Source organism: Pseudomonas sp. B424, from assembly GCF_055408345.1.
Genome location: NZ_JBUZTL010000001.1, coordinates 176,566 through 201,886, shown reverse-complemented (window position 1 = coordinate 201,886; position 25,321 = coordinate 176,566). Strand labels below are relative to the sequence as shown.

Below are 25,321 nucleotides of genomic sequence, written 5' to 3'. Positions count from 1 at the left end.
GCTGGCCGTGTTGATGCCATCGCGAGCAAGCCCGCTCCCACAGGAGCGTGCCCGTGCGGTCAGAAGCTGTACTGCGCCCCGGCCCCGGCATACCACGAACGCCCCGGCGCGGCTTCGTAGAAGCGGCTATTGCCGTCCGCCACAATCACCGAACCCACGTACTGACGGTCCAGCAAGTTGTCCAGGCGCAACGTCTGGTGGAAGGTCCAGTGCTCGACCTTCTGCTCAAACTTCGCCCGCCAGTTGAACACGCTGTACGCCGGGGCCGCCTTGGCGGTGTTGGTGTCTTCGACATAGACCTTGCTGCGGTACATGCCTTCTACCGCCGTACTGACCCAGTCGGTCGGCTTCCAGTTCACTTCAGCAAACAACGTGGTCTGCGGCACGCCAGGCAGGTAGTTGCCTTTGTCGACTTCTTTTCTTGAAGTCCCGCTGCCGCTGACAAAGTCGCTGTCGTAGGTCGCTTGCAGGCGGGTGTAGGCCAGAGTGGTGGTCCAGTGCTCGCTAAGCTGGCTTTCGATGCCCAGCTCGAAGCCACGACGCAGGGTGCGGCCAGCGTTTTGGTAGGTGGTGCGCCCAAATTTGTTGTCCAAAACCACCAGCTCATCCTCAGTGGTGATCTGGAACACCGCCGCATTGATCCGTGTGTTGTTGAGCTGGGCTTTCAGGCCCATTTCGTACTGCGTGCTTTCTGAAGGCTTGAGGCCGAAGTTAAAACCCTGGCCGCTGGGCGAGTACGCCAGCTCGGCCTGAGTCGGCGTCTCGAACCCTTTGCCCGCGCTCACATAACCATGCAGCTCGGGAGTGAAGGCGTACATCACGCTCATCGACGGCGTGGCTTTTTCGTAGCGTTTGGTGCCGCTGTCGTCGCCGTTGCTCAAGAACTGATCATTGACGTCCATTTCCATGGTGCTGTAGCGCAAGCCGGCCTGCACCGTCCAGTTGTCCAGCGCCCAGTTGGCCTGCACGTACGGGTCGAGGCTGCGGGCGGTGTCGACTTCGTCCCGCACCAGTGCGCCTTTGACGCCCAGCTGATCGCCGATGTAGTTGTTGTAGCCGTGGCGGCTGTCCTGGCTTTGGTCGAAATCAAGACCGCCGATCAAGGTCAGGTCGCCCGGTACGCCATACACCGGTTGCAGCCAGCGCAGGCTGCCGCCGTAGAACTTGCGGTCGAACTGAACCACGCCGCCGCCTTGTTCATTGCCGGGGGTTCCCTTCGGGATCGCCAGGTACTGAATCACGCTCCGCGTTCCGGTATAGGCATTGACCTGCAGGGTCGCGTCGCCGATGTAGCGTTCGTAGTTCATGCCCAGTTGTTGATGGTCGATGCTTTTGCGCGTGTTGTAGGTCAGGGCGTTTGGCGTCACCGAGCGCGGGTCAGCCTTGTAGGCGTCCCAGCTTTGGCCCAGCGGGTCTTGCGTACCGTTCTGCTCAAGGCTGCTGTAGATCAGCGCCAGTTTGCTGTCGTCGTCCGGGTGCAGGTTGAGCTTGGCGAAGGTCTGGTCGCGGCGCGCGGCACTGTGGTCGCGGTAGCCGTCGGTGTCCATGCGCGAAGCGTCGAGCACAAAGCCCACATCCTCAGTGGCGCCTTCGGCGGTGATGTGGTTTTTGTTCAGACCGTCGCTGCCGAACAGGGTTTCGGCGCCAATACGCGGCGGGCCTTCGCCGTCGCGGGAGAACATTTGAATCACGCCACCGGCGTTACTGCCGTACAGGGTGGCCGCCGGGCCGCGCAGCACTTCGATGCGCTCGGCAGTATCGAGGTTGAAGGTCGCGGCCTGGCCCTGGCCGTCCGGGGTGCTGGCCGGGATACCGTCCGCAATCAGTTTGATGCCGCGTACGCCAAAGGCCGAGCGGGCACCAAAACCGCGGGACGAGATTTGAAGGTCCTGGGCGTAGTTCTGACGGTTTTGCACCACCAGCCCCGGCACGCGGGACAACACCTCGGAGGCATTGATGCCCAATTGACCGTCGCTGATTTGCTCGCGGCTGATGCTGTCTACCGAGTACGGCAGGTCAAAACTCGGGCTGGCGCTGCGCGAGCCGGTGATGACGCTGGGGTCGAGCAGCAGTGGGGCGGTGTCTGCGTGGCTGTTGTGGGTCAGAGCCAGGCAAGGCAGCAGCAGGGCAACGTGAGCGGGTACAAAAAATTTCATGAGCGGTCGTGGGATTCCATGTGACGCGACCCGTCTTGGGCGACGGGTATCAGGCTAGCAGAGGGCGCGCAGTTTAGCGGCTGATGGCGGGATGACCAGTAAAACAAGTACAAGGACGTGCCGGAGCCGTCCTTGTACCCGGGGATCTTGAGCCTGAGGTGCCGGGTTACTGCACTTGCGTCATGTTCATGTCCTGCAAGTCCTGGATCAGGTCTTTCAGCGTGTCATAACGTTTGTTATGGATGGTTGGCCAGCTTTCACGCTCGATAAACAGTTGGCCGCCGGGGTCGGTCTGCAAGGGGGTGCTAATGATTTCGTGGTTGCCGGAACGGTGAATCAACTCCGCGCCTTTGGAGGAAGCGCTTTCAAACCGGAAATAGCCCGGATCCTTGAGCCGGGTATTGGTTTGCCCCAGGTAGAGCGCCGGCAGTTTGGGTTTCGTACCTGGAATGTCGATCTGCAACCAGTAGTCATTTTTCAAGAACCGGTAGTTCTCGTACGCCATGAGCGGCGTGACGACTTCACCAATGTCCATGCGCAAGCCAAGGCTGGTGCCAGGGGCTGTATCCGATATACGTACACCCACTGTGCCCAGCAGTTCGGCCAGCCCGGGGATACCTTCAAAGGTGTTGGCATGGGAGTTCCCCGTGAGGGCAATCCATTTGTGCCCTCCGGTGCGTGCCTGATGGGCGCCAATTGTGCGCGAGGCAAAGTAGCTGAATGTTTCATAGCGGGTCATCCAGGGCGTTTCACTCGGTGTGCCTTTCGGGAAGTAACTGGCCGAGCAATCAATGGCGACAACCCGGATGCCGTGCCGTCTGGCCTCGCGTACCAGTTGGCTGAATGTGTAGGGGCTGGAGGGGGCGATGCGATGGCCCAGATCCTGGGCCTGTAAAAACCTGTCCAGCTTCAAGGGCATTTTTCCGGTCTGGAAATAGTCATCCAGAAGGCTCTGGTGCAAGTCGCTTTGCAAATGCTCCAGGTAGAGTGTTTTTACATCGCTTGCAGACAGTTGGGCCATGTTTTCAATCAGGATTTTTTTACCCGACTGGTGGGCATGGGTTTCCCCCCAGACGATGCCATCCGAATGTTCGAATAGATGTTTGATCAGATCTGGCGGTGTGACATTGCTCGGCAGTAGCGGGCGAGTGACCCGTGGTCTTGCAGGTTTGGTCAGGTACCAGGATTTTGCATCCGCCAGCAGTTTGATCCTCAGGTTTTTGAACGCCCGATGAGCCGCGCTGTGTTTGGAGGCAATATCCATGAACTCATAGTCGCCATCCAGGGCTGAGCGGTAGTTGTCGATGATCTCGCCAAGTGTTGCCTGGTATTCGCCGGGCATGTCGTAGTCGCTGTATTTGACCGCAGGCAGGTCGACGGCCAGCCCCGTGTGATCACGGACCAGCGGTTCCCAGCGCTTGCTGTTGTCCGCCAGCTTGTGCTTGATTTCCCAGTGCCCGGCAGTGCGTCGCACCTTGTAGCCAGCGCTGGCGCCACTGTGTGAGCCGCGTGGCAGTTGCAAGTACCAGTTGCGTCCCAGCCAGCCGCTGTAGACCTCGAATACGACGCCACTTTGCAGGATGTAACGCATGTTGTTCAGCCGGTAGATGCCCTGCTCGTCAGGGGTGTGGCGGCTGAGGTCGACGCCACTGATCCGGGCGCTTTCTATTACCCGTTCAATCCCGGGTTTATGTTTGAGCAACGGCGTGGTCAGGTCGGCATCCCAAAGCCCGGCCGAGAGTTGGCGCAGGGGAATGCTGTACGGCGCGTCAGGTTTGCGTGCATCCACAGCGCGCCAGAGTTCATCCAGATTGTCGTACTGGCTAAGGTAGAAGTTGCCGTGGGGGTCTTTGGTGTAGTGGACGGCCTGGCCGTTGCTGGCGGACGCTTCATAGACCCCGGCACCGTATTTATCCCCCGTACGCAGCCTTAGTCCGGTACCTGGGGCAGTGCTGGCGGCCCCGGGGCTTAACGACGGAGAAGGCTGCTTGATGCGTTGGCGGATCGATTTGCCGAATAGAGCAGACCCGGTGAAGTCCGAGGCTCCGTCGGTAAGGTGGGTGATGGACTCCATGAAATGCAGCAGCGCTTCGTTCTTTTCGTCCCGCTGCAGGGCGTCGAGGCCTTTGAGGATCTGGTGGATAAACCGTGCCAGTACGATGGGCAACAACACCTTGGTCGGCAGCGCGAACGAGATGATATCGATTGCCGTCAGCGCTGCATCTGTTGCGGTGTTGACGTTGCTTTCCCAGGTCGAGGTCGTTTGTTCGTCGGCATCGTGGATGGCGTGCAAGGCTTCGGTGTCGTAAGACGTTTCGAACAGGTTATGGCTTATGGCCTGGAGTTGCAGGTGGGTGTCGGTCAGGCCTTGTTCCAGCAACGGTTTGATATAGGCCTGCTGGGCTGCCGTTACGCGGCGCAGCACATAGCTGCGCCATTGCGTGTGTGACAGCATCTGGCCCAGTTCATTGCGCGAGTTGGCGATCAAGAACCAGCGGTTTTCAGGAGCGTCGGGGGTGTAGCACAGCAGCTGTTGCGAGCCGGTGGAGCTGAAGACCAGCACCCCTGGCAGTGGTTTGTAGCGCAACATCAGCAGGTGGGCTTTGATCTGCGCGCCGTTGACGCGCGGGCGGCTGTTCTCCAGGGGATGGTCCAGCGCGGCCCTGACCCACGCCGCCTGATTGGCGTTCAGGGTGCCCGACAGTCTGGCTTCAAGCAGGTCCAGGTTCAGCTGTGCCTGCTTGAAGGTGACATAGCGCTCCTTGCGCCACTGGGCCTGTCTGGAGTTGATCAGCAGGTCGTTGAGCTTTTTTTTGTAGTTCTCGCCAATGTCCAGTTGGCGTACCAGGGTTTTCAGGTAGCTGCCGGTCAGCACCGGATGCCGGTTGCCCGCGCCATCCTTGACCTGTGCTGTCAGGGCGAAGGTCACATCCCAGATGCCGACGTTGGACAACGCCAGCTCGCTCAGGCTGCGCCGTGTGGTGTGGTAACTGATCGCGGGCCCTGTCCTGTCCAGGCTCACCCCGGCAGCAAACCCGGAGCCGCCGCTCGGGTTTATCAATGGCCCGGTACGCTGGGCTTCTGTGGTCGAGATAAAAATAGTGTCGGGGTCTGCGTCTATGCCGTGGTCTTTTTTGATCTGTTGGCGCAGCTCAAGGCGGGCGTAGCCCAGCAGTGTGTGTTTGTGCCCGATTTCACCGAGGGGGCGGGTGTCGTCGGTCTGTGCGGCCAGCCGTTGGTGGTTCAAGCGCTCAACCGCGAGCCGCCATTGGCTTTTGTCTGCCTCAGGGGCTTTTTTCAGCCAGTCGGGCAATTGGCTTTCCACCAGCCGGGTATAACGGTTGCGCACAATACTCGCTGGATTGAGGGGCAGGCTGGAACTCAGGGACTGGTCGACACATTCGGATAATTGATCGAGTGACGTGTCTTGTTTAAGGGTGCGTGCCACTGACCAGGCATGGCGCATGTCGTGCTCTTGTTTATGGATCAATTGATTGCAGTAGAACGTGGGTACGTCATTGTCCGCGACCGGGTAGTAGCTCACGCTTTCATGGGCCATGGCCGGTACGCGCTGTTCTTCCAGTACGCAATCGAGCAGTGCCTCGCGCTGGTAAGGGTCCTTGAGCCGGGCGCTGAGTTCCCGGGTGAGCGCCGCGATTGAATCGAACTCTTGCAGGCCGCTGTTGGGCAGGTAAAGCACTACGGGGCGCGGGGTGGCGTCTTGAGCAACACGGTTGTCCCCGGGGGCGGCAGGGCTCAAGGGGAGGTTTTTGCTGGTAATCACGAATGCACCGTGAAGGGTGCTGGCGCTTTGCGTGACAGCGCCGGTGAATGCCAGCGTATAAAAACCGTAGGGGCTGGGGCCCTGTTGGGCGGATGGTGAGTTGGTATCAGGTAGTACCTGATTGATGGCGCTCAACGCGTCGGGGCTGAAGGTGGTGTCTGCGTGGCGTACCGTGGCCTCGGCCCGGATCAGTTTTTGGGCAAATTGTGCCAGCCAGTCTTTTGGCGTCTGCGCGTTGAGGTCCTCATGGGGTGTTTGCCAAAAGGAGCTCAAGGCATCCCTCACACACAGCTCCGGGGAGCGGACTACAAACTCAAGGTACTTTTCAAGCTCTGGAGCGGTAATGTCGGTGGCCAGGTCCTGGTCGTCCAGGGTGTAGGCGTATATGTAAATCCGGGTCGAGCCTTGAACGAAGGTTGGAACCTTTCCGGTCTGATAGCACTGGTCGATGAGAGAGGTCACGGACTGGCTGACGATGGTCGGGGCCTGCCCGGGTTGCGGTGCTGCTTGTGCATTGAGAAAGAGAAAGTCAGTGCAGGTGTCTGCGGGCAGTCGCGGGAAAAATACCCGCAAGCGGTGATCCAGTGACAGGTCGAGGTTGGGCAAGGCATTAAAGAGCACAAGCAGTTCGTGCTCAGCGTTTGTCAGGTTTTCGAGGGGAGCAGGCATGTTGTAGGTCCTGTGAGTTGACGCGTACGTCGGTGTCATCACAGGAGACCCCCAAACGATCAGGGGCTGGGCTTACATATATCTAGAATTGGTTGCTGCCGGACTCGGGTGCGAGGCGTGGCAAATCGCGCTGGGTCATTTGCGGTGCCTTTGCGCTATAATCCCGCCCTTTAGTTGTTTCTCGCGCTGCGCGGAACACACCATTTTTTCAGGCGCCCGCCGCCTGCCTGCATTTTAAAGAGGCACAACCTGTGGCATTGACGATTCTTGGCCTGTCCGGCGCCCTTAGCCATGATCCCTCCGCAGCCCTCTATATCGACGGCAAGCTGGTAGCGGCGGCTGAAGAAGAGCGCTTCGTACGCGATAAGCATGCAAAGAACCGCATGCCCTACGAGTCCGCGAAATTCTGCCTTGAGCAAGCGGGTATCAAACCTTCCGACGTTGACGTAGTGGCGATCCCGTTCGCGCCGATCAGCTTGTTCGGCAAGGCGCGCTGGCACTATGCCAAGCGCTACTGGTACGCCCCGGACCGCGCCCTTGACGCGATCCTGATGGGCAACCGTCGCTACAAGCGCTATCGCAACAAGATTGTGTTCTGCCTTGAGCAGCTGGGTTTTGATCCTAAGAAAATCAAGATCGAACCGGTTGAGCACCACCTGGCTCACGCTTCCAGTGCTTACCACTGCTCGGGCTTCAAGGAAAAAACCGCGATCCTGGGTATTGATGGCAAGGGTGAGTACGCCACGACCTTCTTCGGTTATGGCGAAAACGGCAAGATCACCAAGATCAAGGAATTCTTCGATCCTGACTCCCTGGGCGGTCTGTACGGCGCGATTACCGAGTTCCTCGGCTTCGAGATGCTGGACGGCGAGTTCAAGGTGATGGGCATGGCGCCGTATGGCGACGCCAGCAAATACGATTTCTCGCGTCTGGCCTCGTTTGAAAATGGCGAGTTGGTGATCAACACCGAATACGCCAACGTCATCGGCCTGCGCCGTTACAAAGAGAACGGCAAGGGTTTCTACTTCTCGCCAAAACTGATCGAGTGGCTGGGGCCAAAGCGCGAAGGCGATATCGCCGACGAGCCGTACATCCACTACGCGGCCAGCATGCAAGCGCTGTTTGAAAAACTGTCGCTGCAAATGATCGATTACTACCTGGGCGACATTCTTAAAGAGACCGGCAAGATGGCCTTTGCGGGCGGCTGCGCGTTGAACGTGAAGCTGAACCAAAAGATCATTGCCCGTCCTGAAGTCAAAGAGCTGTTCGTTCAACCTGCATCCGGCGATGCCGGGACCGCAGTGGGTGCGGCGGCCTATGTGTCCCACGCTCGCGGCGTGCCGGTCGAGAAGATGGAACACGTCTACCTCGGCCCTGCGTACAGCAACGAAGATGTGATCGCGGCCTGTGCCCGTCACCCGGGCAAGCCTGCGTATCGCAAGATCGAGGGCACCCCGCAGAAGATCGCCAAGATCATGGTCGACGGCAATCCGGTGGCCTGGTTCCAGGGCCGTATGGAGTTCGGTCCGCGTGCATTGGGCGGTCGTTCGATCATCGGTTGCCCGAGCAGCGAAGGCGTGGCTGACCGTATCAACGAACAAATCAAGTTCCGTGAGCGCTGGAGGCCTTTCTGCCCGTCGATGCTCGACACCGTGGGGCCGCAGATGATCAAGGTCGATCACCCTGCACCGTTCATGACCTTCACCTTTGAAGTGTCGGACGAGTGGAAATCCCGCGTGCCAGAGGTTGTCCATGAAGATGGCACCTCCCGCGCCCAGGTGCTCAAGCGCGAATACAACCCGCGTTACTACGACATGATGAAAGCGCTCGAAGTGCTGACCGGCAACGGTGTGTCGCTGAACACCTCGCTCAACCGTCGTGGCGAACCGATGGTGTGCTCGCCGACCGACGCGTTGAACATGTTCTTTGGTTCCGATCTGCAGTACCTGATCATGGAAGATATTTTGGTAGTTAAAGACGGCGCCGAGACTTATGAATCGCTCGACTGAGCGTCATGTACTGCAGTTCTGTCACGGCTATGACGGGCCGTTTCTGGACTGCGCGCGCCAGTACGCCAGCCTGTTTGCCGGCACCGGGTACAAGGTCACCACGGTCTTTTTGACCGGGGCGGCCGACCCCGAGGTGGCTGCGGGTTGCGCGTCCGATGAAGTGCTGTTCATGGAGTTCAGCTCCAAGGCCATTCGTGGCCTCAAGCTGGGTGCCATCGCCAGGCTGCGTAAAATCGCGGCTTCGCGCAATTTCAGTTTTTGCATCGCCCATCGCTTCAAGCCGATTTATATCGCCTTGTTGGCCACCGGTTTGCCGGTGATCGGCGTGCATCACGCCTTTGGCGACTATCAGCGCCGCAGCCGCAAACTGTTCGCCAACCTGTTTCGCAAACGCCTGAGCCTGCTCGGTGTTTCCGATGCGGTGCGTGATGACATGCGCCAGTGCCTGCCCAAGTGGCCGGCCGGTCGGATCAGCACGCTCTACAACCGCATCGATATCGAGGCCGTCCAAGCCAGCCAATTGCCCGGCACCCAGGCGCGTGAAGCGCTGGGGCTGTCGATCGACGGGTTTATTGTCGGCAACGTCGGGCGCCTGCACCCGGACAAAGACCAGGCCACGCTGATTCAGGGCTTTGCCCGGGCACTCCCCCATCTGCCTGCTGACAGTCAGTTGGCAATCATGGGCAAGGGCCGCCTGGAGCAAAACCTTAAAGAGCTGGCGCTGGAACTCGGGATTAGCGAGCACGTGCTGTTTTTGGGCCAGGTGCCCGATGCGCGCCGTTACTTCCGTGCCTTTGACGTGTTTGCCCTCAGCTCCGATCACGAACCCTTCGGCATGGTGCTCCTGGAAGCCATGGCCGCAGGCGTTCCGGTGCTGGCCACCGCGTGTGGCGGCGCCAAGGAAGTGGTTGAGGGCGTAGGGATCCTGTTCCCGCTGGGCGATGCCGAAAGTTTGGCCCAGGGCCTGCAACATTTGGCGGTGCTCAGTGATGAGCAGCGCCTGGCCTGCGCCGAGCAGATGCAAGCGCGTTTGTATGAGCGGTTCAGTGATCAGGCAGTGCGCGATACGTTCTGGCAGTTGCCGCAAGTCACCGACCTGACTTCGGGGGCCTGATGCTCAATCGATTCCAAGGCTGGCGCGAGCGTGGCTGGAGCGTTGTCGATGCAGGCACTTATGCCGATGCCTGGCAGCGTTTTGGCGGCAGCGTCGCGACCCATCCGCTGGTGGTTGAACGCCTGGCGCAGTTGGCGGGTATCCCGGTGCGCTATCTGGCCTGGGAGCAGGACGGGGAGCTGAAGGCGGCGATCCCGACCTGGGGCCGCGACCTGGCGCTGTCCAAGGACGTGCTCAAGCGGCATGGCAAAAAGGGCCTGTTCGACCTGGGCAATGCCGAGTTGATTCTGCCTGCGGCCGACGACGCCCAAGCCCCTTTGCGTCATCGCGGGCGCTACCTGTCGGCGCTGAATGAAGGGCGCTTCAGTACCCTCAAGCCACAGGCCGAGCAGTTGGCCATGGCCCGCACGCCGGAAGAACTGTCGAAAAAGTTCCGCTATAACCAGCGCCGTGAATTGCGTTTGCTGGAAGAGGCGGGCGGCGTTGTGCGCCCGGTTTCGGAGTTTTCCAGCGTCGAACTGTCGGCAATCTATTGCGATTTGTTTCTGCGGCGCTGGGGGTTTGTGGCCACCGGGGCCGAGCGGATGCCCGAAGTGATTGAGTTATTGCGCGAATTGCTGATCGGTTCGGTCATTTTCCTCAACGACGCGCCTATTGCGATTCAGCTGGTGTATCGGGTTGAATCGCCGCAATGGATCAGCGTTGAGTACGTCAATGGCGGCGTCGACCCCGAAACCCGTGCTTTCAGCCCTGGCAGCGTGTTGAGCTTTCTCAATACCCAATCGGCCTGGGAACAGGCTCGCAGCGTCAACAAGCCCCTGCGTTTCTCGTTCGGCCGCGCCGACCGCGAGTACAAAGAGCGTTGGTGCAACCCGGTGCCGGTCTTCAGGGTGTGAGTCGAGGCAGCGCCCGGCTTGTGGGCGCTGGCAAGCCAGCTCCCGCAGGGAGACTAAACCCAAGAGTAAAACCATGAGCCAGCCCATCAGCCGCAAGCAACAACTTCTCAAGCGCCACCGGCGCAACAAGCGCATTGGCCTGCTGGTTGGCCTGCTGGTGTTGGTTGCCAGCGGTGTGCTGCTGGTCTGGTGGCTGCCGCTGTTGTTGGCGGTGCTGGGCTGGGTGGCCCATGAGGCCTGGTTTGCCGACCATCTCTTCTACTCGCCCAAAGACGATTACCAGTACAGCTTTCCGCCAGACAGCCAGCGCCCGGCAGTGCGTCTTGAGAGCGCAAAGCTGGTGCCGGATCAGCCGCTGAGCCTGGCTGGCGATGAAACCCTCATCCTGGCGATCAAGGTCAAAAGTGGCTGGCTGGGCCGTTTTCTTGACCCGTACGTGCAGCTGTCGGGCGGCGAGTCGGCGGATCGGCAGACCTTCGAACGTGGGGTCAATGGCCTGCGCTATCTGAATTTGAGCGACTGGGGTTCGGCCCTGGTCAGTGGAGAGCTGCGTATTGGCGGGCGTTTTTGCCGCGTCACGGGGCAGCCCGAGCTTTGGGTATTCCGCCAGCCCGACTACCGCGATCAGCGGGTGATGGTGATTGCCCCTCACGCCGATGATGCCGAACTGGCCGCTTTCGGGTTGTACAGCCAGGCCCGTGAAGCCTGGATTGTGACCCTGACCGCTGGCGAAATCGAAGCTGAGCATTATCAGCAAATGGGGCTGGAGCGCGCTGAAGCCGCCCGCCTCAAAGGCCGCTTGCGCGCATGGGACAGCATGGTCGTGCCGCGTTGGGCCGGCGTGCCTGAAGCCCATTGCGCACAACTCGGGTACTTCTGCCTGCAATTGCCCGCCATGCAGGCAGCCCCCGATCAGCCGATGGCTTCGCGGGAGGCTGACCTGAGCGATACCCGTGTGTTTCGTCAGTTCAACCCGTTTCCGCTGCCCGGTGACCTGGACGGCGCTCCGACCTGGCATAACCTGCTGGCCGATTTACGGGCGCTGATCCTGCGCGCCCGTCCCGAAGTCATTGTGCTCCCGCACCCCTCAATCGACCCGCACCCGGACCACATCTGTGCCCACGCGGCGGTGATTGAGGCCCTGCAAGGGCTGGAATGGCAACCGAAGACCATCCTCGGTTACGCCAACCACCTGCATGACAACGACCGCTGGCCGATGGGCAGCAGCGGTGACGGTATTGCCCTCCCGCCGGTGTTCGATGCCTCGCTCAGCCTGCGCCCGTGCAGCCTGGCGCTAAGCCTTGAGCAGCAGCGTGACAAGGCGATGGCGCTGGGCATGATGCACGACTTGCAACCACGTGCGGCGCTCAAGCGCAGGCTTCGCAGGTCGATACAGCGACTCGTTGCTGGCAGAATGCCATCTCCGTATGGCGAAAATGAATTTTTCCGCAAAGCCGTTCGGCGCCATGAGCTGTTCTGGATCATCCAATAACATAACAATCGGGGGCATAGAGTTGCCCAGCTTCTCGACCATTACATTGAGTTTCACGTGATAAAACCGACACCACGCATTATTTTCATCATTCCCTATTTCGGAAAATGGCCGTTCTGGATGCCGTTTTTCCTGGAAAGTTGCCGGCACAATCCAGATATCGACTGGCTGCTGTTCAGTGATTGTGGGGTTCCTGAAAACCTGCCGGCCAACGTGACTGTTCAAACCATCAGCTTCGAGGATTACTGCAGCAAGGTTTCCGGGCGCCTGAACATCGACTTCGCGCCTAAAGGGGCCTACAAGCTGTGCGATATCAAGCCCGCCCTGGGCTATATCCATGAAGACAGCCTGCAAGGCTATGACTTCTGGGCGTTCGGTGACATTGACCTGGTGTACGGCGACCTGCGCAGCTATTTCACGGCTGAGCGTCTGGCGCGCTTTGACTTGTTTTCGACCCATGAACGGCGTGTAGCGGGGCACCTGTGCCTGATGCGCAATACGCGCTGCAAGCGTGAGCTGTTGATGAAGATCGAAAACTGGCAACAGCGCTTTACCGACGAGCAGCATCATGCCCTGGATGAAGGGGCTTTCAGCCGGATTTTCTTGTGGCGCAAGAACTTTCCCGAGCCGCTGTTCAAGTGGGTAGGCAAGCTCAACCCGTTGCGTCGCACCAGTGATTTCACCGAGGCGTTCAGTACGCCGGGTGGTCGCATCAAGTGGCGCGATGGCAGCGAAAATTTCCCCCACCAGTGGTTCTGGAATCAGGGGACGTTGAAGAACGATCGCGATGGCGATCACACCTTCCCCTATTTTCATTTTGTGTGCTGGAAGCGTAATGAATGGTCAGTCTTGCCGACGCCCGACCCTGTCGCCGTCCAACGCTTGGCTGGTGAACCAGCCTGGGTTATTGATGCCACCGGATTTCACCGGGGAGAGCTATGAAGCGTTCTAAAGTTCTGCAACTGCAGCCTGATTACAACGTCAAATCCCATGACTTTGCCGACCTGGCCGAGCAGATTGTGCGGGCGCTGCCCAGTGAGCGTTACGAGGTTACGGCGGCCTTCTTGCGGGGGCGGCCAGGCCCGGGCGAGCCGGTGAGCAAGGCCGATCATTCGGTGTATTTCGAATTCAGTGACAAGTCGCTCAAAGGCATGCGCCTGCGTGCCATGTGGGCGTTGTACAAGTTCTGCCGTAAAGAGCAGTTCGATGTGGTGATTTGCAACCGCTTCAAACCGGTGAACATGATGCTGCAGCTCAATCGCTGGCTGAAAATCCCGCTGTGTGTGGGGATCTCCCACGGCTTTGGCGAGTACGACCGCTTTTATCGGCGCAGCCAGGCCAAGCGCCTGATCGACAAGGCCTGGCGCTTTGTCGGGGTGTCCCCTGCGGTCAAACAGTACTTGCTCGACTGCCAGTGCGGCTTCACCGACCAAAATACCTACGCCATTACCAATGCCATCGACATCGAGCAAGCCGAAGCCTTGCAGCTGCCCCGTCAGCAGGCCCGTGAAAAGCTCGGCCTGGATCAGGATGCGCGGATGATTGGTGCGCTGGGGCGTTTGGTACCGATCAAGGGCCATCGTTTTTTGCTCCAGGCCTTCGCCGCCCTGAAAGATAAATACCCCAATGCCCAGCTGGCAATTATTGGTGCCGGGCGTGAAGAGTCGCGCTTGCGCGAGCAGATCGGGCAGTTGGGCCTTGATGGCCGTGCGCACCTGCTGGGCTTTCAGGAGAACGCCCTGCAGTACGTGCGTGCCTTCGACATCTGGACCATGCCTTCGCTGGCCGAAGGCCTGGGGCTGGCCTTGCTTGAAGGCATGAGCGGGCACTTGCCGGTGATCGCCACCAATGTGCCGGCCATGCTGCCGCTGATTGAAGGCGCCGGTGGCCTGGCCGTTAAACCCAGCGACGTGGCAACGCTGACCGCCGCGCTGGACGAATACCTGGCCTTGTCGGATGAAGCGCTCCAGGCCAAGGGCGAGCAGGCATATCGCTACCTGCAGGAGCAGCACGATATTGAGGTGTTCCGTCAGGAGTATCTGGATTTGATCGACTCTGGTTTGAGTCAGGCACGTAAGGAACACCCATGACAGATTCACAACCGCTGGTGACGGTAATCATCGCCTCCTACAACCATGGGCCTTATATCGAGCAGAGCATTCAGAGTGTTCTGGACCAGACTTATCCCAATATTGAATTGCTGGTGATCGACGATGGCTCGCCCGATGACAGCGTTGAGCGTATCCAGCGCCTGCAGGCAGTGCATGGTTTTGACTTCCGGGTGCAACAGAACCAGGGCCTGACCAACACGCTCAATGGTGCGATTGCGCGTGCCAAGGGCAGCCTGATTGTGCCGTTCGGCTCCGATGACATCATGATGCCGGATCGCATTGCGGTGCAGGTGGCCTACATGGACGGCAAGCCCGAGGTGGGTATTTGCGCGGGTAACATCGAGTTGATCGATGCCGAAGGCAACCTGTTCCCGGAGAAGCGTCAGCGTCGTGATGTGCCGTTTCGGCGTCTGGACTTCGATGACATGTTCCTCGAACGCAAGCCGTATCCGCCTGCGCCCACCCTGATGATTCGCCGTGAAGCGCTGGACAAGGTCGGGGGCTTTGATCCGAGCATTCGTCTGGAGGACTTGTATATCGAGCTGAAGATTACCCATGCCGGGTACTTTATCGACGGCCTGAGCGTGGTGATGGCGCGCTATCGCAAGCACGCCACCAACTCGTACAAAAATCACCGGTTCATGATCGACAGCATTCTGCGCATTTATGCACAGTTCAGCGATCACCCCTTGTATGACGAGGTGCGCTACAAGTTTCTCAATTCCATGTTCCTGAAAACCGCCAATCGCAACCGCGCACTGGCTCGCGAGCTGTTGGCGCAGATTCCGTTCAAGCGGTGGACGGGTAAAACATGGCGTGGCCTGGGGCGGTTGTATTTTTCACCGCTGGAAAAAGACTAGCCCGCTTCATCGCTCGCCCGGGATTTCCCGGGTGTGCGCTGGCGTAACCAGTGTACGGCCCGCTTGCCGGCCTCAATGCCGGGCTTCTCGATGTACATGAAGGTCAGGCTGCTGATAGCAATCAACAGGCAACTGCTGAGGGCTGCCAGCAGCGCAAACACCAGCGGCTCCCTGGCGTCGAACGACAACACCAGTGGCAAGCGCTGCATCATCAGCCAGATCAGGAAGCCGTGCAGCAGGTAGGTGCTGTAGCTGATTTCGCCCATCCAGCGAATGCTGCGCAGCGTCAATGCGCCAAACAGCGTGTGACCCGAGGCCACAATCGAGAACACCAGGGTCAGTAAAGTCAGTGGCACGACTGCAAAGCTCTTGCGAAACAACGTCAGTACCAGTGCCAGAACAACCAGCGCAATGATCCCCGCCAGGCGCGTTTGGCCCCAGGCCACCAACGCAGGCTTGCGAACCCAGTATGCCGCCGCCACGCCGCCGAGAAAGCTCAGCAGGATGTGCTTTTTCAGTGAGTGCTCCCAGCCCACCAACTGATACAGCGTATAGATGCCCAGCAGGCATAGAGCGACTTGCCGCCAGTTGTTTCGGTACAGAAACACCATAGCGAACAGCGGCAACGCCATGTAGAAGAACACTTCGTAGCCCAGTGTCCAGGTGACATTGGCGATCAGCCCGCCGGTTTGCGGGTACTGGTTGATGTCAGGGCGTTCGAACAGCAGCCAGGCCAGTATCTGTGAGGCAACTTCCAGCGGGGTGTCCTTGAGCGTCCAGCCCTGGATATAGAACACGCTGACAATCACCAGCAGCATCAGCGGCAGATACAGCGGATAGAGCCGGAACACGCGAGACACGGCGAAGGCCTGCCAGTCGAACTGGCGCCCTTGTTTGAGCAGGCGCCCCCAAAACAGAAACCCGGTGATCATAAAGAACAGGGCCACGCTGGCCAGACCGATCTGAGCGTAGAACTTGCTCTCGGGTACGTTGAATACCCCGGTATGGAGAAAGGCCCAGGTAATGGCCATGTGGTGAACAAACACCCCGAATGCCAGATACCCGCGCAAGCCGTCAACGCTGGCGTATCGGCTCTGGCCCGGGTGCTTGAGCGTGCGCTGTATCGTGGGGGAGAAGCGGAGCAACAACGCTGAGGTGATGATTGCCAAGACATAAGCCATCACGGCCCAAAGGACGTTGTTGCTCCCAAGGCTCACGTTCGCGAAACCTGTGCGAGAGCGGCAACCTGCTTGCGCAGGCTTTGCACGGCAGGCGGCGAGGCCAGTGTTGCGTAACCCTGCAGCAGTTCGGGCAGTTGCTCTTCAAACAGCCAGCGACGGTCCTCAGGGTAGCGCTGCATGTGGCGCAAGTTTCTTTGGCGCAGGGCAATCCGCAGCGGCGACGGGTAAATGTGCAGGTCGGCGATATCGATCAGCGCGAACTCACCATCGTCCATCAACAACACATTGCCCAAGTGCAGCGAGCGGAAGTAAACGCCCTTGTCATGCAAGAGCGCCAGGAACTTCCCGAAGCGCTCAACCAACGCCTGGCGCACGGCGGGCGAGCCCATCGACTGCATGACCTGACGCAGGGTCTGGCCAGGCAACGGCTGATACAAAACGGCCGTGCTGCCGTTGGCCAATTGGTAGAGATCCAGAATCCTTGGCGCTGGAATGCCCATCGCTTGCAGGCGCTCGCTGTTGACAGCAAAGCGTTCCGAGTAAGGGTTGAAACTGCCCGAGGTGTAGCAGCGACGCTCGCGGAACAACTTGAGGAAGTTGCCGTTTTCCAGACGCAGGACTTTTGGCCCCAGGCCGTCTTCTTCAATGATCTGGGCATGGGTTTCAAGGGTCTTGAGCGCTGCGGCGGACAAGCGGCGAACCGGTCTGTCGCGCAGGGTCTTGAGGCGCCGGTTGATGCTCAGCGCCGCAATCAGGGCCAGGGGAATCCACAGCAAGTACCAGTGTTCTTTCGGACGAGGAAGTATCCCGCCGCCTTCGGTCAAACCAGCGCCAATACCGTACACCAGCCAGGTCGAAGCCAGGATGAACAATGGCTGCACACGATGGCGCCAACTGCTGTACAGCGCCCATACCTGCATGAACAGCCAGGGCATAAAGCCCAAAATGCCGACGTAGTAGAGCACGCCCAGGGCGAAGTTGTGCGGTTCGAACAACACGGTATCGAAGCCTTGCAACTGCAGGGTCAGAGGCGCCTCGAACCCATAACCGATCCACGGGTGTTGCTCGATCAGGTTCAATGCCATTTGCCACAGCTCAAAGCGAAACGAACTGCCGCGGCTCAAGATCATCTCCGAGAACAGCGCCATGACTACGACGCCCCCTATGGCCAGCAGGCTGATCAGTGCCAGTGAACGACGGTTCCAGCAGATACAGCAGAGCCAGACCATGGCCATTGCGATGGCAACGAGCGGGGTTCTGGAACCGGTCGCGAGCAGTGCGGCGAACATGATGATAAAGGCAGGGATTGCAACAAACAGGATGTGCGGGCGCTTGCAGGTCATGCCCAGCGTGAGCCAGTAAATACAAAAGAAGCCAAAGGCGTGGGAGCTGAGCAGCGGGTTGTCGAATGCGCCGGCGCCGATCATCCGCACATCCGGGGCGTAGGTGGGGATGAACATGTACAGGTTATAAAGAGTCGCGATCAAGGCAATGATCGCTGCAGCAAAGAACACGGGTTGCAGGCTTTCGCTGCGGTATTTGATCAGCAGCGAGCATCCCAGGAACAGCATCAGCAGGTGTAGCGGGGGCTTGAGTGAACCCAGGAAACCGTCGTCGTCGCTGAGGGTACTCCAGATCAGGCTGGCCATGGCCCACCCGGCAAACAGGATAAAGCCGAGAACCAGTGGTTCCCGCAGTATGTCTTTCAACTCTTTGGGTCGCAGGAGGATCGCGATCAGGGTCGGAATACTGAATAAACCGTAATACAGCTTGTGATGCTGGCTTCGGTCTGGCAGGAAGTAAAGGTCGGATAAGAGCAATAACAGGCCGACAGGAAGCAGCCATAGGCAAATAAAATCAAACAACCGCTGTTTTGAATAATTTAAGTAACTGAATTGCATGCTGAAAGGTTCATTCCAGATTTTGGATGGCCATACTAGCGTAACGGCCCTGTATTGTCGTTTTTGCGGCTGGGTCAAGCCGCCGCTCAACCGGCAGGCAGTACACCAGAGAAGCTGTGATAAAGTCAGCATCCTTTTTGACTAACCGCCGCGTGATATGACCGAATCCAGCCCCAGCTCAAGCGACTCGAGCTTGAAAATATATCTGCGCCTGCTCAGCTATGTCAGGCCTTACATCGGCCTGTTCCTGCTGAGTATTCTCGGGTTCCTTATTTTCGCTTCGACCCAGCCAATGCTTGGTTACATCCTCAAGTATTTCGTCGATGGCCTGTCCAACCCGGATGCGGTGTTGTTCCCCAACGTTCCCTATCTGCGTGATTTACGCCTGCTGCAGGCCGTGCCGATACTCATTGTATTGATCGCAGCATGGCAAGGCCTGGGCTCATTCCTGGGCAACTACTTCCTGGCCAAGGTCTCTCTGGGGCTGGTGCATGACCTGCGGGTGCAGTTGTTCAACAACCTGCTGGTTCTGCCCAACCGCTATTTTGACAAGCACAACTCGGGCCATCTGATCTCGCGCATCACCTTTAACGTGACGATGGTGACCGGTGCTGCCACCGATGCGATCAAGGTCGTTATCCGTGAAGGCATGACGGTTATCTTCCTGTTCGCCTCGTTGTTATGGATGAACTGGCGTCTGACGCTGGTGATGATCGCAATCCTGCCGCTGATCGCGATCATGGTGAGCACGGCCAGCAAGAAATTCCGCAAGCAGAGCAAGAAAATCCAGGTGGCAATGGGCGATGTTACCCACGTGGCGTCCGAAACCATCCAGGGTTATCGCGTGGTACGCAGCTTCGGCGGCGAGCCCTACGAGCAGAAACGCTTCCTGGAAGCGAGCCAGAGCAACACCGACAAGCAACTGCGCATGACCCGTACCGGGGCGATTTACACGCCGATGCTGCAACTGGTGATCTACATCGCCATGGGCATCCTGATGTTCCTGGTGCTGTACCTGCGCGGCGATGCGTCGGCGGGTGACATGATTGCCTACATCACCCTGGCGGGCTTGTTGCCCAAGCCGATTCGGCAATTGTCCGAAGTCAGCTCGACCATCCAGAAGGGTGTGGCGGGTGCTGAAAGCATCTTCGAGCAACTGGACGAAGCGCCTGAAGTCGACACCGGTACCGTTGAGCGTGACCATGTCAGCGGTCGTCTTGATGTGCGCAACCTGAACTTCACCTACCCGGACACTGATCGTCAGGTGCTCAAGGATGTGACCTTCTCGGTCGAGCCCGGGCAGATGGTGGCCCTGGTTGGCCGCTCCGGCAGCGGCAAGTCGACCCTGGCAAATCTGATTCCGCGCTTCTATCACCACAACTCGGGCGAAATCCTGCTCGACGGGGTGGATATCGAGCAGTACCGCCTGGTCAACCTGCGCCGCCATATCGCGCAAGTGACCCAGCATGTGACCCTGTTCAGCGACACCGTGGCCAACAACATTGCCTATGGCGATCTGGCAGGTGCACCGCGTGCCGATATCGAGAAAGCTGCGCGTGATGCCTACGCGATGGACTTTATCGAGCAATTGCCACAGGGCCTCGACACTCAGGTCGGCGAAAACGGCGTGCTGCTTTCCGGCGGCCAGCGCCAACGTCTGGCAATTGCCCGGGCGTTGCTCAAAAATGCGCCGCTGCTGATTCTCGATGAAGCCACCTCGGCTCTGGATACTGAATCCGAGCGCCATATCCAGGCAGCACTGGATCACGTCATGGAAGGTCGCACCACGCTGGTGATTGCTCACCGCCTGACGACCATCGAGAAAGCCGATTTGATCCTGGTGATGGATCAGGGCCAGATTGTCGAGCGTGGTACCCATGCCCAGTTGATGGCGCAAAACGGCTACTACGCCCGCCTGCACTCGATGGGCCTCGATGCCCCTGAGGTGACTGGCGATATCGCCTAGCCCATGACTGCGGGAGCTGGCCGCCAGCTCCCGCAGTCATGTGTAAGCTCGAGCGGGGTTTGTAGCCCACGTCTGATTCTCATTCGCTGCGATTAACAGGTGAACTGACCAGCGTTCACCCTGTGTTAATATCGCGCCCCTGTTCATTTTGTATGTGGGTTCTCCATGAAGTTGTCCATGCCGCGATTCGATCAAGCCCCTGTCTTGGTGGTAGGCGATGTCATGCTCGACCGTTATTGGCATGGCGGGACCTCACGGATTTCCCCTGAGGCGCCGGTGCCGGTGGTCAAGGTCGAGCAAATCGAAGACCGCCCGGGCGGTGCTGCCAACGTTGCACTCAACATCGCTGCATTGGGTGCTCCCGCTTCACTGGTGGGTGTGACCGGCGACGATGAAGCCGCCGACAGTCTGGCCAACAGCCTTAAGGGCGCCGGTGTACGTGCATTGTTCCAGCGCATCGCGCACCAGCCGACCATCGTCAAGCTGCGGGTCATGAGCCGTCACCAGCAACTGCTGCGTATCGATTTTGAAGAACCCTTTGCCACCGACGCGCTGGCGTTGGGTGCCGAGGTAGAAAACCTGCTTGAAGGCATCAAGGTGCTGGTGCTGTCCGACTACGGCAAAGGCGCCCTGAAAAATCATCAGGTGCTGATCCAGGCCGCACGTGCCAAAGGCATTCCGGTGTTGGCCGACCCCAAGGGCAAGGACTTCTCGATCTACCGTGGTGCAAGCCTGATCACGCCAAATCTCAGCGAGTTCGAAGCCATCGTCGGCGGTTGCGTCGATGAGGCCGACCTGGTGGCCAAAGGCGCCAAGCTGATGGCTGACCTGGACCTGGGCGCCTTGCTGGTCACCCGTGGCGAGCACGGCATGACCCTGTTGCGCCCTGGTTTTGCGGCCATGCACTTGCCGGCCCGGGCCCGTGAAGTGTTTGACGTTACAGGCGCCGGCGATACCGTGATCTCTACCCTGGCAGCGGCCATCGCTGCCGGTGAAGAGCTGCCCCACGCCGTGGCGCTGGCCAATCTGGCAGCGGGTATTGTGGTCGGCAAGCTGGGTACGGCAGCCATCAGTGCACCGGAACTGCGTCGGGCGATTCAGCGCGAAGAGGGTTCTGAGCGCGGCGTGTTGAGTCTCGACCAGTTGTTGCTGGCGATCGATGATGCGCGGGCCCACAACGAGAAGATCGTTTTCACCAACGGCTGCTTCGACATCCTGCATGCCGGGCATGTGACCTATCTGGAGCAGGCTCGGGCCCAAGGTGATCGTCTGATCGTTGCGGTCAACGATGACGCTTCAGTGAGCCGCCTGAAAGGCCCGGGTCGCCCGATCAACAGCGTTGACCGGCGCATGGCCGTACTGGCGGGCCTGGGTGCTGTGGACTGGGTGATCAGCTTCCCTGAAGCCACCCCGGAAAACCTGCTGGCCCAGGTCAAGCCGGATGTACTGGTCAAAGGTGGCGACTACGGCATCGACCAGGTGGTGGGTGCCGATATCGTGGCGGCCTATGGCGGTACGGTGAAAGTGTTGGGGCTGGTTGAAAACAGCTCGACCACGGCCATTGTCGAGAAAATCCGCGGTCAGTAATTACCCGGCGCACGCACTGTGGGAGCGGGCGTGCTCGCGATGAGATCGACCCGGTTCTTCTGAAAGACCGGGCGGCCTGTATCGCGAGCACTCCCGCTCCCACAGTGCATTGCACTACGCTTAAACTTTCTTGACCACCTTGCTGAATATCTGCCGTGCCTTGCCGGTCAGGCGCTTGAGCCCTGACTCCTTGGCCGGCGGGCTCAAGCCCTGTTGCTTGACCCAGTCCTTCCAGCTGATCCGTTCGTCGCGAACCACCCAACCTTCCTGTGGCGCAAAGCTTTCAGCCAGGCGCACGCCCCGGGTGCTGGCCTGTTGCAGTCGATCCTTGCTCAGGGTGTACAGCTCGGCACAAGGCTGGCCATCGGTGAGCGGGATCAAGTACAGGTCCGGACGCTTGCGATCGAGGCGGGCAACCAGTTGGTCGCCCTCCAGCCGCTCGTCGACATGAAACAGGCTCAGGGACTTGGCCTCTTTGGGGACTTCCAGGCGCAGGTCGTAAATCAGTTGCAGCGATGCTGTCGGTAAATGCACATAAGTGCGTGGCCGCTCCAGCAAGGGCTGGCTGCCGCAGCGCACGGGGCGCGCCGCGCCCGACAAGGGTGTCAGGCGAAAGGGCAGGGATTCCCGGTAATGCAGCGCGCCCGAGTAAGGTGCGGGCAGCCACGTCTCGTTGAAGCGCCCGCTTAGCCAGCCTTCAGGGGTTTCCAGCAAGCACTCTTCTGCAATCTCCTGGATGGCCGTATGCAGGGGCAGACTGACCTCGTGGGCCGGTACGTAGCCCGAGATCAGCTTGAGCACCACATCTCCCCGATCCTGACGGCGCTGGCGCACCAGCACCCAGTAGTCGCGGCCCTGCCAATGCATGGTCAGGCGCACCGATACCCCGAGGTTGGCCAACTCCAGCGAAAAACGCTCATTGTCGGCAACTTTCACGGGGCGGCGTTTTTGCAGGGTTTGTGCAAAGTTCAGGGGCATCCCCACACTCTGGTAGCTCAAGCCTTCAGGAGTGGCTTCGACAAACAAAGGCAGGGATTTGAAGTCGCTGGGGTTCTTGCGGATCAGCGTGCGCGGCATGTCGGCTCCTTCTTGCGTCGGGGTCGGCCGCATCGGCGGCTTTAGAGATTGCGCAGCACCTGCGCAACAGTTGCCACGTTATGGGCCAAGTGCAGCGGATTGATGGTACCGACAATAGCACTGGCAACCCCGTGATGGCCAAACACCAGTTCGAAGCTGGCGCGTACCGGATCAACCCCGGGGCTCAGGCAAACATGCCCGCTGGCCAGGGCTTTTTTAACCAGGATCGCCTTGCCGTGGGCGGCGGCATAATCGAGTACGGGTTTCTCGGTCTGCTCATTCAAGTTGTAGGTGACCATCGCGCAATCGCCGGTTTCAAGAGCTTTTAGCCCGCCTTCAACGGTTTTGCCTGACAGCCCGAAGCCGCGAATCTTGCCTTCGCGTTTCAGGTCAGCCAGGGTCTCGTAGACCTCGCACCCGTTGAGGATCGCAAGGTCATTGCCGTCAGAGTGAACCAGCACCAGATCGATGAAATCCGTTTCCAGACGTTGCAGGCTGCGCTCCACCGAGCGCCGTGTATGGGCGGCGCTGAAGTCGTGGTGCGACACCCCGTTGACGAACTCTTCACCGACCTTGCTCACAATCACCCAGTCCTGACGCTGGCCGCGCAATAGCGGGCCCAGGCGCTCTTCGCTGCGCCCGTAGGCGGGTGCGGTGTCGATCAGGTTGATGCCCAGGTCGCGGCTGAGCTTGAGCAGCATCCGCGCTTCATCGTCATCCGGGATCTGAAAACCGCCGGGGTACTTGACCCCTTGGTCGCGGCCCAGTTTCACGGTGCCAAGCCCCAGTGGCGAAACCATCAGGCCAGTGCTGCCCAGCGGGCGATGAAGGGTGTGCAGGGTCGGCTGGCTCATGGCAACAGTTGCTCCCAGGCGGTTTTGCCCAGCGGCGGGCGCGGCAGCGGGGGCAGGGCCGGGGCATTGGCGGGCTTGATGCCGTCTTGCTCCAGTGCTTGCAGCACGCGGTCCGAGAAGTCGGGTGCCAGTGCCAGCTTGGTGGGCCAGCCGACCATCAGGCGGCCTTGATCGGCGAGGAAGGCGTTGTCCGGGCGCACCAGCCCCGATTGCGCAGGCTCGGCACGGTTGACCCGCAGCGTGGCCCACTGGGCCTGGCTCAGATCGACCCACGGCAGCAGATTGCCCAGCTCTTTTTTCGCCACGGCGATTTGCTCGGCAGGTTCGCGGGCAACGCCATCGGCTTCGGCGATATCACCGCCCACATACCACACCCATTCACCATTGGCCGCAGGGTGGGTGGTCACGGTGATGCGCGGCTTGGGGCCGCCACCCAGGCAGTGGGCATACAGCGGCTTCAGGGTTGGGCCCTTCACCAGCACCATGTGCAGCGGGCGCAATTGCTGGGCCGGAACGCTGATGCCGATACTGGCCAGAAGCTCGGCATTGCCGGCGCCGGCGCTGAACACAATGCGCTGGGCATGTATATCGCGTCCGTCGACCCGCAGGCCGATCAGCTCATCGTTTGCAAACAGGGGTTCAATGGTTTGGCCAGCCAGCAATCCATCGCCTGCCAGTTCGGCCAGGCGCTCGATCAGGCTGGGGACATCGACCACCAGTTCGGCCAGGCGATAGACCTTGCCCTTGAAACGCGGGTCCTGCAGGGCAGGGGGCAACTGGTCGCCCTTGACCTGATCAACCCGGCCGCGTACGGCCTTGCTGGCAAAAAAGCTGGTGAGATTGCCCGTCAGTGTGCCGGGGGACCACAGGTAGTGGGCTTCGGACAGCAGGCGCACGCCGCGCAAATCCAGCTCGCCGTCACCGGCCAGGGCTTCGCGCCAGCGTCGCGGCATGTCGGCAATGGCTTCAGAGGCGCCGGTCAGTGCGCCGTGCAGCGCGTATTTGGCGCCGCCGTGAATGATCCCCTGGGATTTCACACTTTGACCGCCGCCCAAGCTTTCACGCTCGACGACAACCGTGGAAAACCCCTGGCGGCGAAGGCGGGCGTTGAGCCAGAGGCCGGCAACACCAGCGCCGACAATCAGCACGTCGGTGGAAATAACAGATGGCATGGGCGACCTCAGCGTTTAAAGACAAGGCCGGGAGTATACAGCCTGATCTTCAACCTGGCCTTGTCACAGCCACTCCCGCAGAGAGGTGTTTCAGTGGCCCGCTGTTTTCGAGAACAACTGGATCACCACCACCCCCAGTACGATCAGGCCCATGCCGAGCATCGCCGGGATATCGAGTTTTTGCCCGTAGATAAACAGCGCCGCGATGCTCACCAGCACAATCCCCAGGCCTGCCCAAACGGCGTAGGCCACCCCCACCGGGATCGTGCGGACCACCAGCGTCAGCATCCAGAATGCGGTGGCATAGCCGGCAATCACCAGAATCAGTGGCAATGGCGTGCTGAATCCCTTGATGGCTTTCATCGAGACGGTGGCAATCACTTCGGCGCAGATGGCGATAGCCAAGTAGTAGTAAGCGTTCATGGTGGAGTCCTGGATTCGAGGCGTGGCAATTTAACAGCAAGGCATTCTAGTGGTTGTAAAAGTGTGTAG

The 25,321-nt window shown here is 59.7% G+C and carries 17 protein-coding genes; 9 read left to right on the top strand and 8 right to left on the bottom strand.

All coding sequences use genetic code 11. The annotated features are described in order from the left end of the window. Window positions 1-59: 59 nt before the first annotated feature. Both ACZRMS_RS00775 and ACZRMS_RS00770 read right to left on the bottom strand, forming a co-directional pair. Window positions 60-2,156: a TonB-dependent receptor family protein gene (locus tag ACZRMS_RS00775; RefSeq protein WP_463993694.1), complete on the bottom strand. Its 2,097-nt coding sequence runs from the start codon at window positions 2,154-2,156 to the stop codon at window positions 60-62. 166 nt (window positions 2,157-2,322) lie between these two features. Then, window positions 2,323-6,609, bottom strand: a complete 4,287-nt coding sequence (locus ACZRMS_RS00770) for a dermonecrotic toxin domain-containing protein (RefSeq protein ID WP_463993693.1) — start codon at window positions 6,607-6,609, stop codon at window positions 2,323-2,325. 251 nt (window positions 6,610-6,860) lie between these two features. Between ACZRMS_RS00770 and ACZRMS_RS00765 the strand changes: the two genes are divergently transcribed. The 7 genes from ACZRMS_RS00765 (at window position 6,861) to ACZRMS_RS00735 (ending at window position 15,091) form a co-directional block, all read left to right on the top strand. Further along, entirely contained in the window at window positions 6,861-8,618 is a 1,758-nt protein-coding gene (locus ACZRMS_RS00765) for a carbamoyltransferase family protein (protein WP_463993692.1), read from the top strand. Continuing rightward, window positions 8,602-9,732, top strand: a complete 1,131-nt coding sequence (locus ACZRMS_RS00760) for a glycosyltransferase (protein ID WP_463993691.1) — start codon at window positions 8,602-8,604, stop codon at window positions 9,730-9,732. The genes ACZRMS_RS00765 and ACZRMS_RS00760 overlap by 17 nt, the downstream gene beginning before the upstream one ends. Continuing rightward, complete coding sequence (locus tag ACZRMS_RS00755; RefSeq protein ID WP_463993690.1) at window positions 9,732-10,628, top strand: antimicrobial resistance protein Mig-14; 897 nt, start codon at window positions 9,732-9,734, stop codon at window positions 10,626-10,628. Before ACZRMS_RS00760 ends, ACZRMS_RS00755 begins: the two co-directional genes overlap by 1 nt. Before the next feature lie 73 nt (window positions 10,629-10,701). Continuing rightward, window positions 10,702-12,120 (top strand): PIG-L deacetylase family protein, encoded by a 1,419-nt coding sequence (locus ACZRMS_RS00750; protein WP_463993689.1) that lies wholly within the window; start codon window positions 10,702-10,704, stop codon window positions 12,118-12,120. A 57-nt stretch (window positions 12,121-12,177) separates the two neighbouring features. Then, window positions 12,178-13,062 carry a DUF6625 family protein gene (locus ACZRMS_RS00745; RefSeq protein ID WP_463993688.1) on the top strand — a complete coding sequence of 295 codons (885 nt, stop codon included), beginning with the start codon at window positions 12,178-12,180 and terminating at the stop codon, window positions 13,060-13,062. Then, window positions 13,059-14,210 carry a glycosyltransferase family 4 protein gene (locus ACZRMS_RS00740; protein ID WP_463993687.1) on the top strand — a complete coding sequence of 384 codons (1,152 nt, stop codon included), beginning with the start codon at window positions 13,059-13,061 and terminating at the stop codon, window positions 14,208-14,210. The genes ACZRMS_RS00745 and ACZRMS_RS00740 overlap by 4 nt, the downstream gene beginning before the upstream one ends. Then, window positions 14,207-15,091: a glycosyltransferase gene (locus ACZRMS_RS00735; RefSeq protein WP_463993686.1), complete on the top strand. Its 885-nt coding sequence runs from the start codon at window positions 14,207-14,209 to the stop codon at window positions 15,089-15,091. The genes ACZRMS_RS00740 and ACZRMS_RS00735 overlap by 4 nt, the downstream gene beginning before the upstream one ends. On the opposite strand, the gene ACZRMS_RS00730 is transcribed toward ACZRMS_RS00735, so the two are convergent. Beyond that, the gene (locus ACZRMS_RS00730; protein WP_463993936.1) at window positions 15,088-16,272 is read right to left on the bottom strand and encodes an acyltransferase family protein; all 1,185 of its coding nucleotides are present in this window, start codon (window positions 16,270-16,272) and stop codon (window positions 15,088-15,090) included. The genes ACZRMS_RS00735 and ACZRMS_RS00730 overlap by 4 nt on opposite strands. 32 nt (window positions 16,273-16,304) lie before the next feature. Further along, a complete protein-coding gene (locus ACZRMS_RS00725) occupies window positions 16,305-18,173 on the bottom strand; it encodes an O-antigen ligase family protein (protein WP_463993685.1) in 1,869 nt (622 codons plus the stop codon). A gap of 157 nt (window positions 18,174-18,330) precedes the next feature. Between ACZRMS_RS00725 and msbA the strand changes: the two genes are divergently transcribed. Together msbA and hldE are read left to right on the top strand one after the other, a co-directional pair. Further along, the gene (gene msbA / locus ACZRMS_RS00720; protein WP_463993684.1) at window positions 18,331-20,139 is read left to right on the top strand and encodes a lipid A export permease/ATP-binding protein MsbA; all 1,809 of its coding nucleotides are present in this window, start codon (window positions 18,331-18,333) and stop codon (window positions 20,137-20,139) included. Window positions 20,140-20,304: 165 nt separating this feature from the next. Then, complete coding sequence (gene hldE, locus ACZRMS_RS00715) at window positions 20,305-21,726, top strand: bifunctional D-glycero-beta-D-manno-heptose-7-phosphate kinase/D-glycero-beta-D-manno-heptose 1-phosphate adenylyltransferase HldE (RefSeq protein ID WP_463993683.1); 1,422 nt, start codon at window positions 20,305-20,307, stop codon at window positions 21,724-21,726. A 120-nt stretch (window positions 21,727-21,846) separates the two neighbouring features. Here hldE and ACZRMS_RS00710 read toward each other — a convergent pair whose 3' ends face one another. From ACZRMS_RS00710 to ACZRMS_RS00695, 4 genes are all read right to left on the bottom strand, one after another. Then, window positions 21,847-22,803, bottom strand: coding sequence for a metal ABC transporter ATPase (locus tag ACZRMS_RS00710; RefSeq protein WP_463993682.1), 957 nt, complete (start codon window positions 22,801-22,803; stop codon window positions 21,847-21,849). A 41-nt stretch (window positions 22,804-22,844) separates the two neighbouring features. Next, entirely contained in the window at window positions 22,845-23,657 is an 813-nt protein-coding gene (locus tag ACZRMS_RS00705; RefSeq protein WP_463993681.1) for an aldo/keto reductase, read from the bottom strand. Further along, window positions 23,654-24,829, bottom strand: coding sequence for an NAD(P)/FAD-dependent oxidoreductase (locus ACZRMS_RS00700; RefSeq protein WP_463993680.1), 1,176 nt, complete (start codon window positions 24,827-24,829; stop codon window positions 23,654-23,656). Before ACZRMS_RS00700 ends, ACZRMS_RS00705 begins: the two co-directional genes overlap by 4 nt. 90 nt (window positions 24,830-24,919) lie before the next feature. Continuing rightward, window positions 24,920-25,252, bottom strand: a complete 333-nt coding sequence (locus ACZRMS_RS00695; RefSeq protein ID WP_463993679.1) for a DMT family transporter — start codon at window positions 25,250-25,252, stop codon at window positions 24,920-24,922. Between the last annotated feature and the right edge of the window lie 69 nt (window positions 25,253-25,321).

Bases quoted from the DNA above. Each gene is read 5' to 3' on its own strand.
- ACZRMS_RS00775 (WP_463993694.1), bottom strand. From the start codon at position 2,156: ATGAAATTTTTTGTACCCGCTCACGTTGCCCTGCTGCTGCCTTGCCTG.
- ACZRMS_RS00755 (WP_463993690.1), top strand. From the start codon at position 9,732: ATGCTCAATCGATTCCAAGGCTGGCGCGAGCGTGGCTGGAGCGTTGTC.
- ACZRMS_RS00760 (WP_463993691.1), top strand. From the start codon at position 8,602: ATGAATCGCTCGACTGAGCGTCATGTACTGCAGTTCTGTCACGGCTAT.
- hldE (WP_463993683.1), top strand. From the start codon at position 20,305: ATGAAGTTGTCCATGCCGCGATTCGATCAAGCCCCTGTCTTGGTGGTA.
- ACZRMS_RS00735 (WP_463993686.1), top strand. From the start codon at position 14,207: ATGACAGATTCACAACCGCTGGTGACGGTAATCATCGCCTCCTACAAC.
- ACZRMS_RS00750 (WP_463993689.1), top strand. From the start codon at position 10,702: ATGAGCCAGCCCATCAGCCGCAAGCAACAACTTCTCAAGCGCCACCGG.
- ACZRMS_RS00695 (WP_463993679.1), bottom strand. From the start codon at position 25,252: ATGAACGCTTACTACTACTTGGCTATCGCCATCTGCGCCGAAGTGATT.
- ACZRMS_RS00700 (WP_463993680.1), bottom strand. From the start codon at position 24,829: ATGCCATCTGTTATTTCCACCGACGTGCTGATTGTCGGCGCTGGTGTT.
- ACZRMS_RS00730 (WP_463993936.1), bottom strand. From the start codon at position 16,272: ATGGCTTATGTCTTGGCAATCATCACCTCAGCGTTGTTGCTCCGCTTC.
- ACZRMS_RS00710 (WP_463993682.1), bottom strand. From the start codon at position 22,803: ATGCCGCGCACGCTGATCCGCAAGAACCCCAGCGACTTCAAATCCCTG.
- msbA (WP_463993684.1), top strand. From the start codon at position 18,331: ATGACCGAATCCAGCCCCAGCTCAAGCGACTCGAGCTTGAAAATATAT.
- ACZRMS_RS00725 (WP_463993685.1), bottom strand. From the start codon at position 18,173: ATGCAATTCAGTTACTTAAATTATTCAAAACAGCGGTTGTTTGATTTT.
- ACZRMS_RS00705 (WP_463993681.1), bottom strand. From the start codon at position 23,657: ATGAGCCAGCCGACCCTGCACACCCTTCATCGCCCGCTGGGCAGCACT.
- ACZRMS_RS00740 (WP_463993687.1), top strand. From the start codon at position 13,059: ATGAAGCGTTCTAAAGTTCTGCAACTGCAGCCTGATTACAACGTCAAA.
- ACZRMS_RS00770 (WP_463993693.1), bottom strand. From the start codon at position 6,609: ATGCCTGCTCCCCTCGAAAACCTGACAAACGCTGAGCACGAACTGCTT.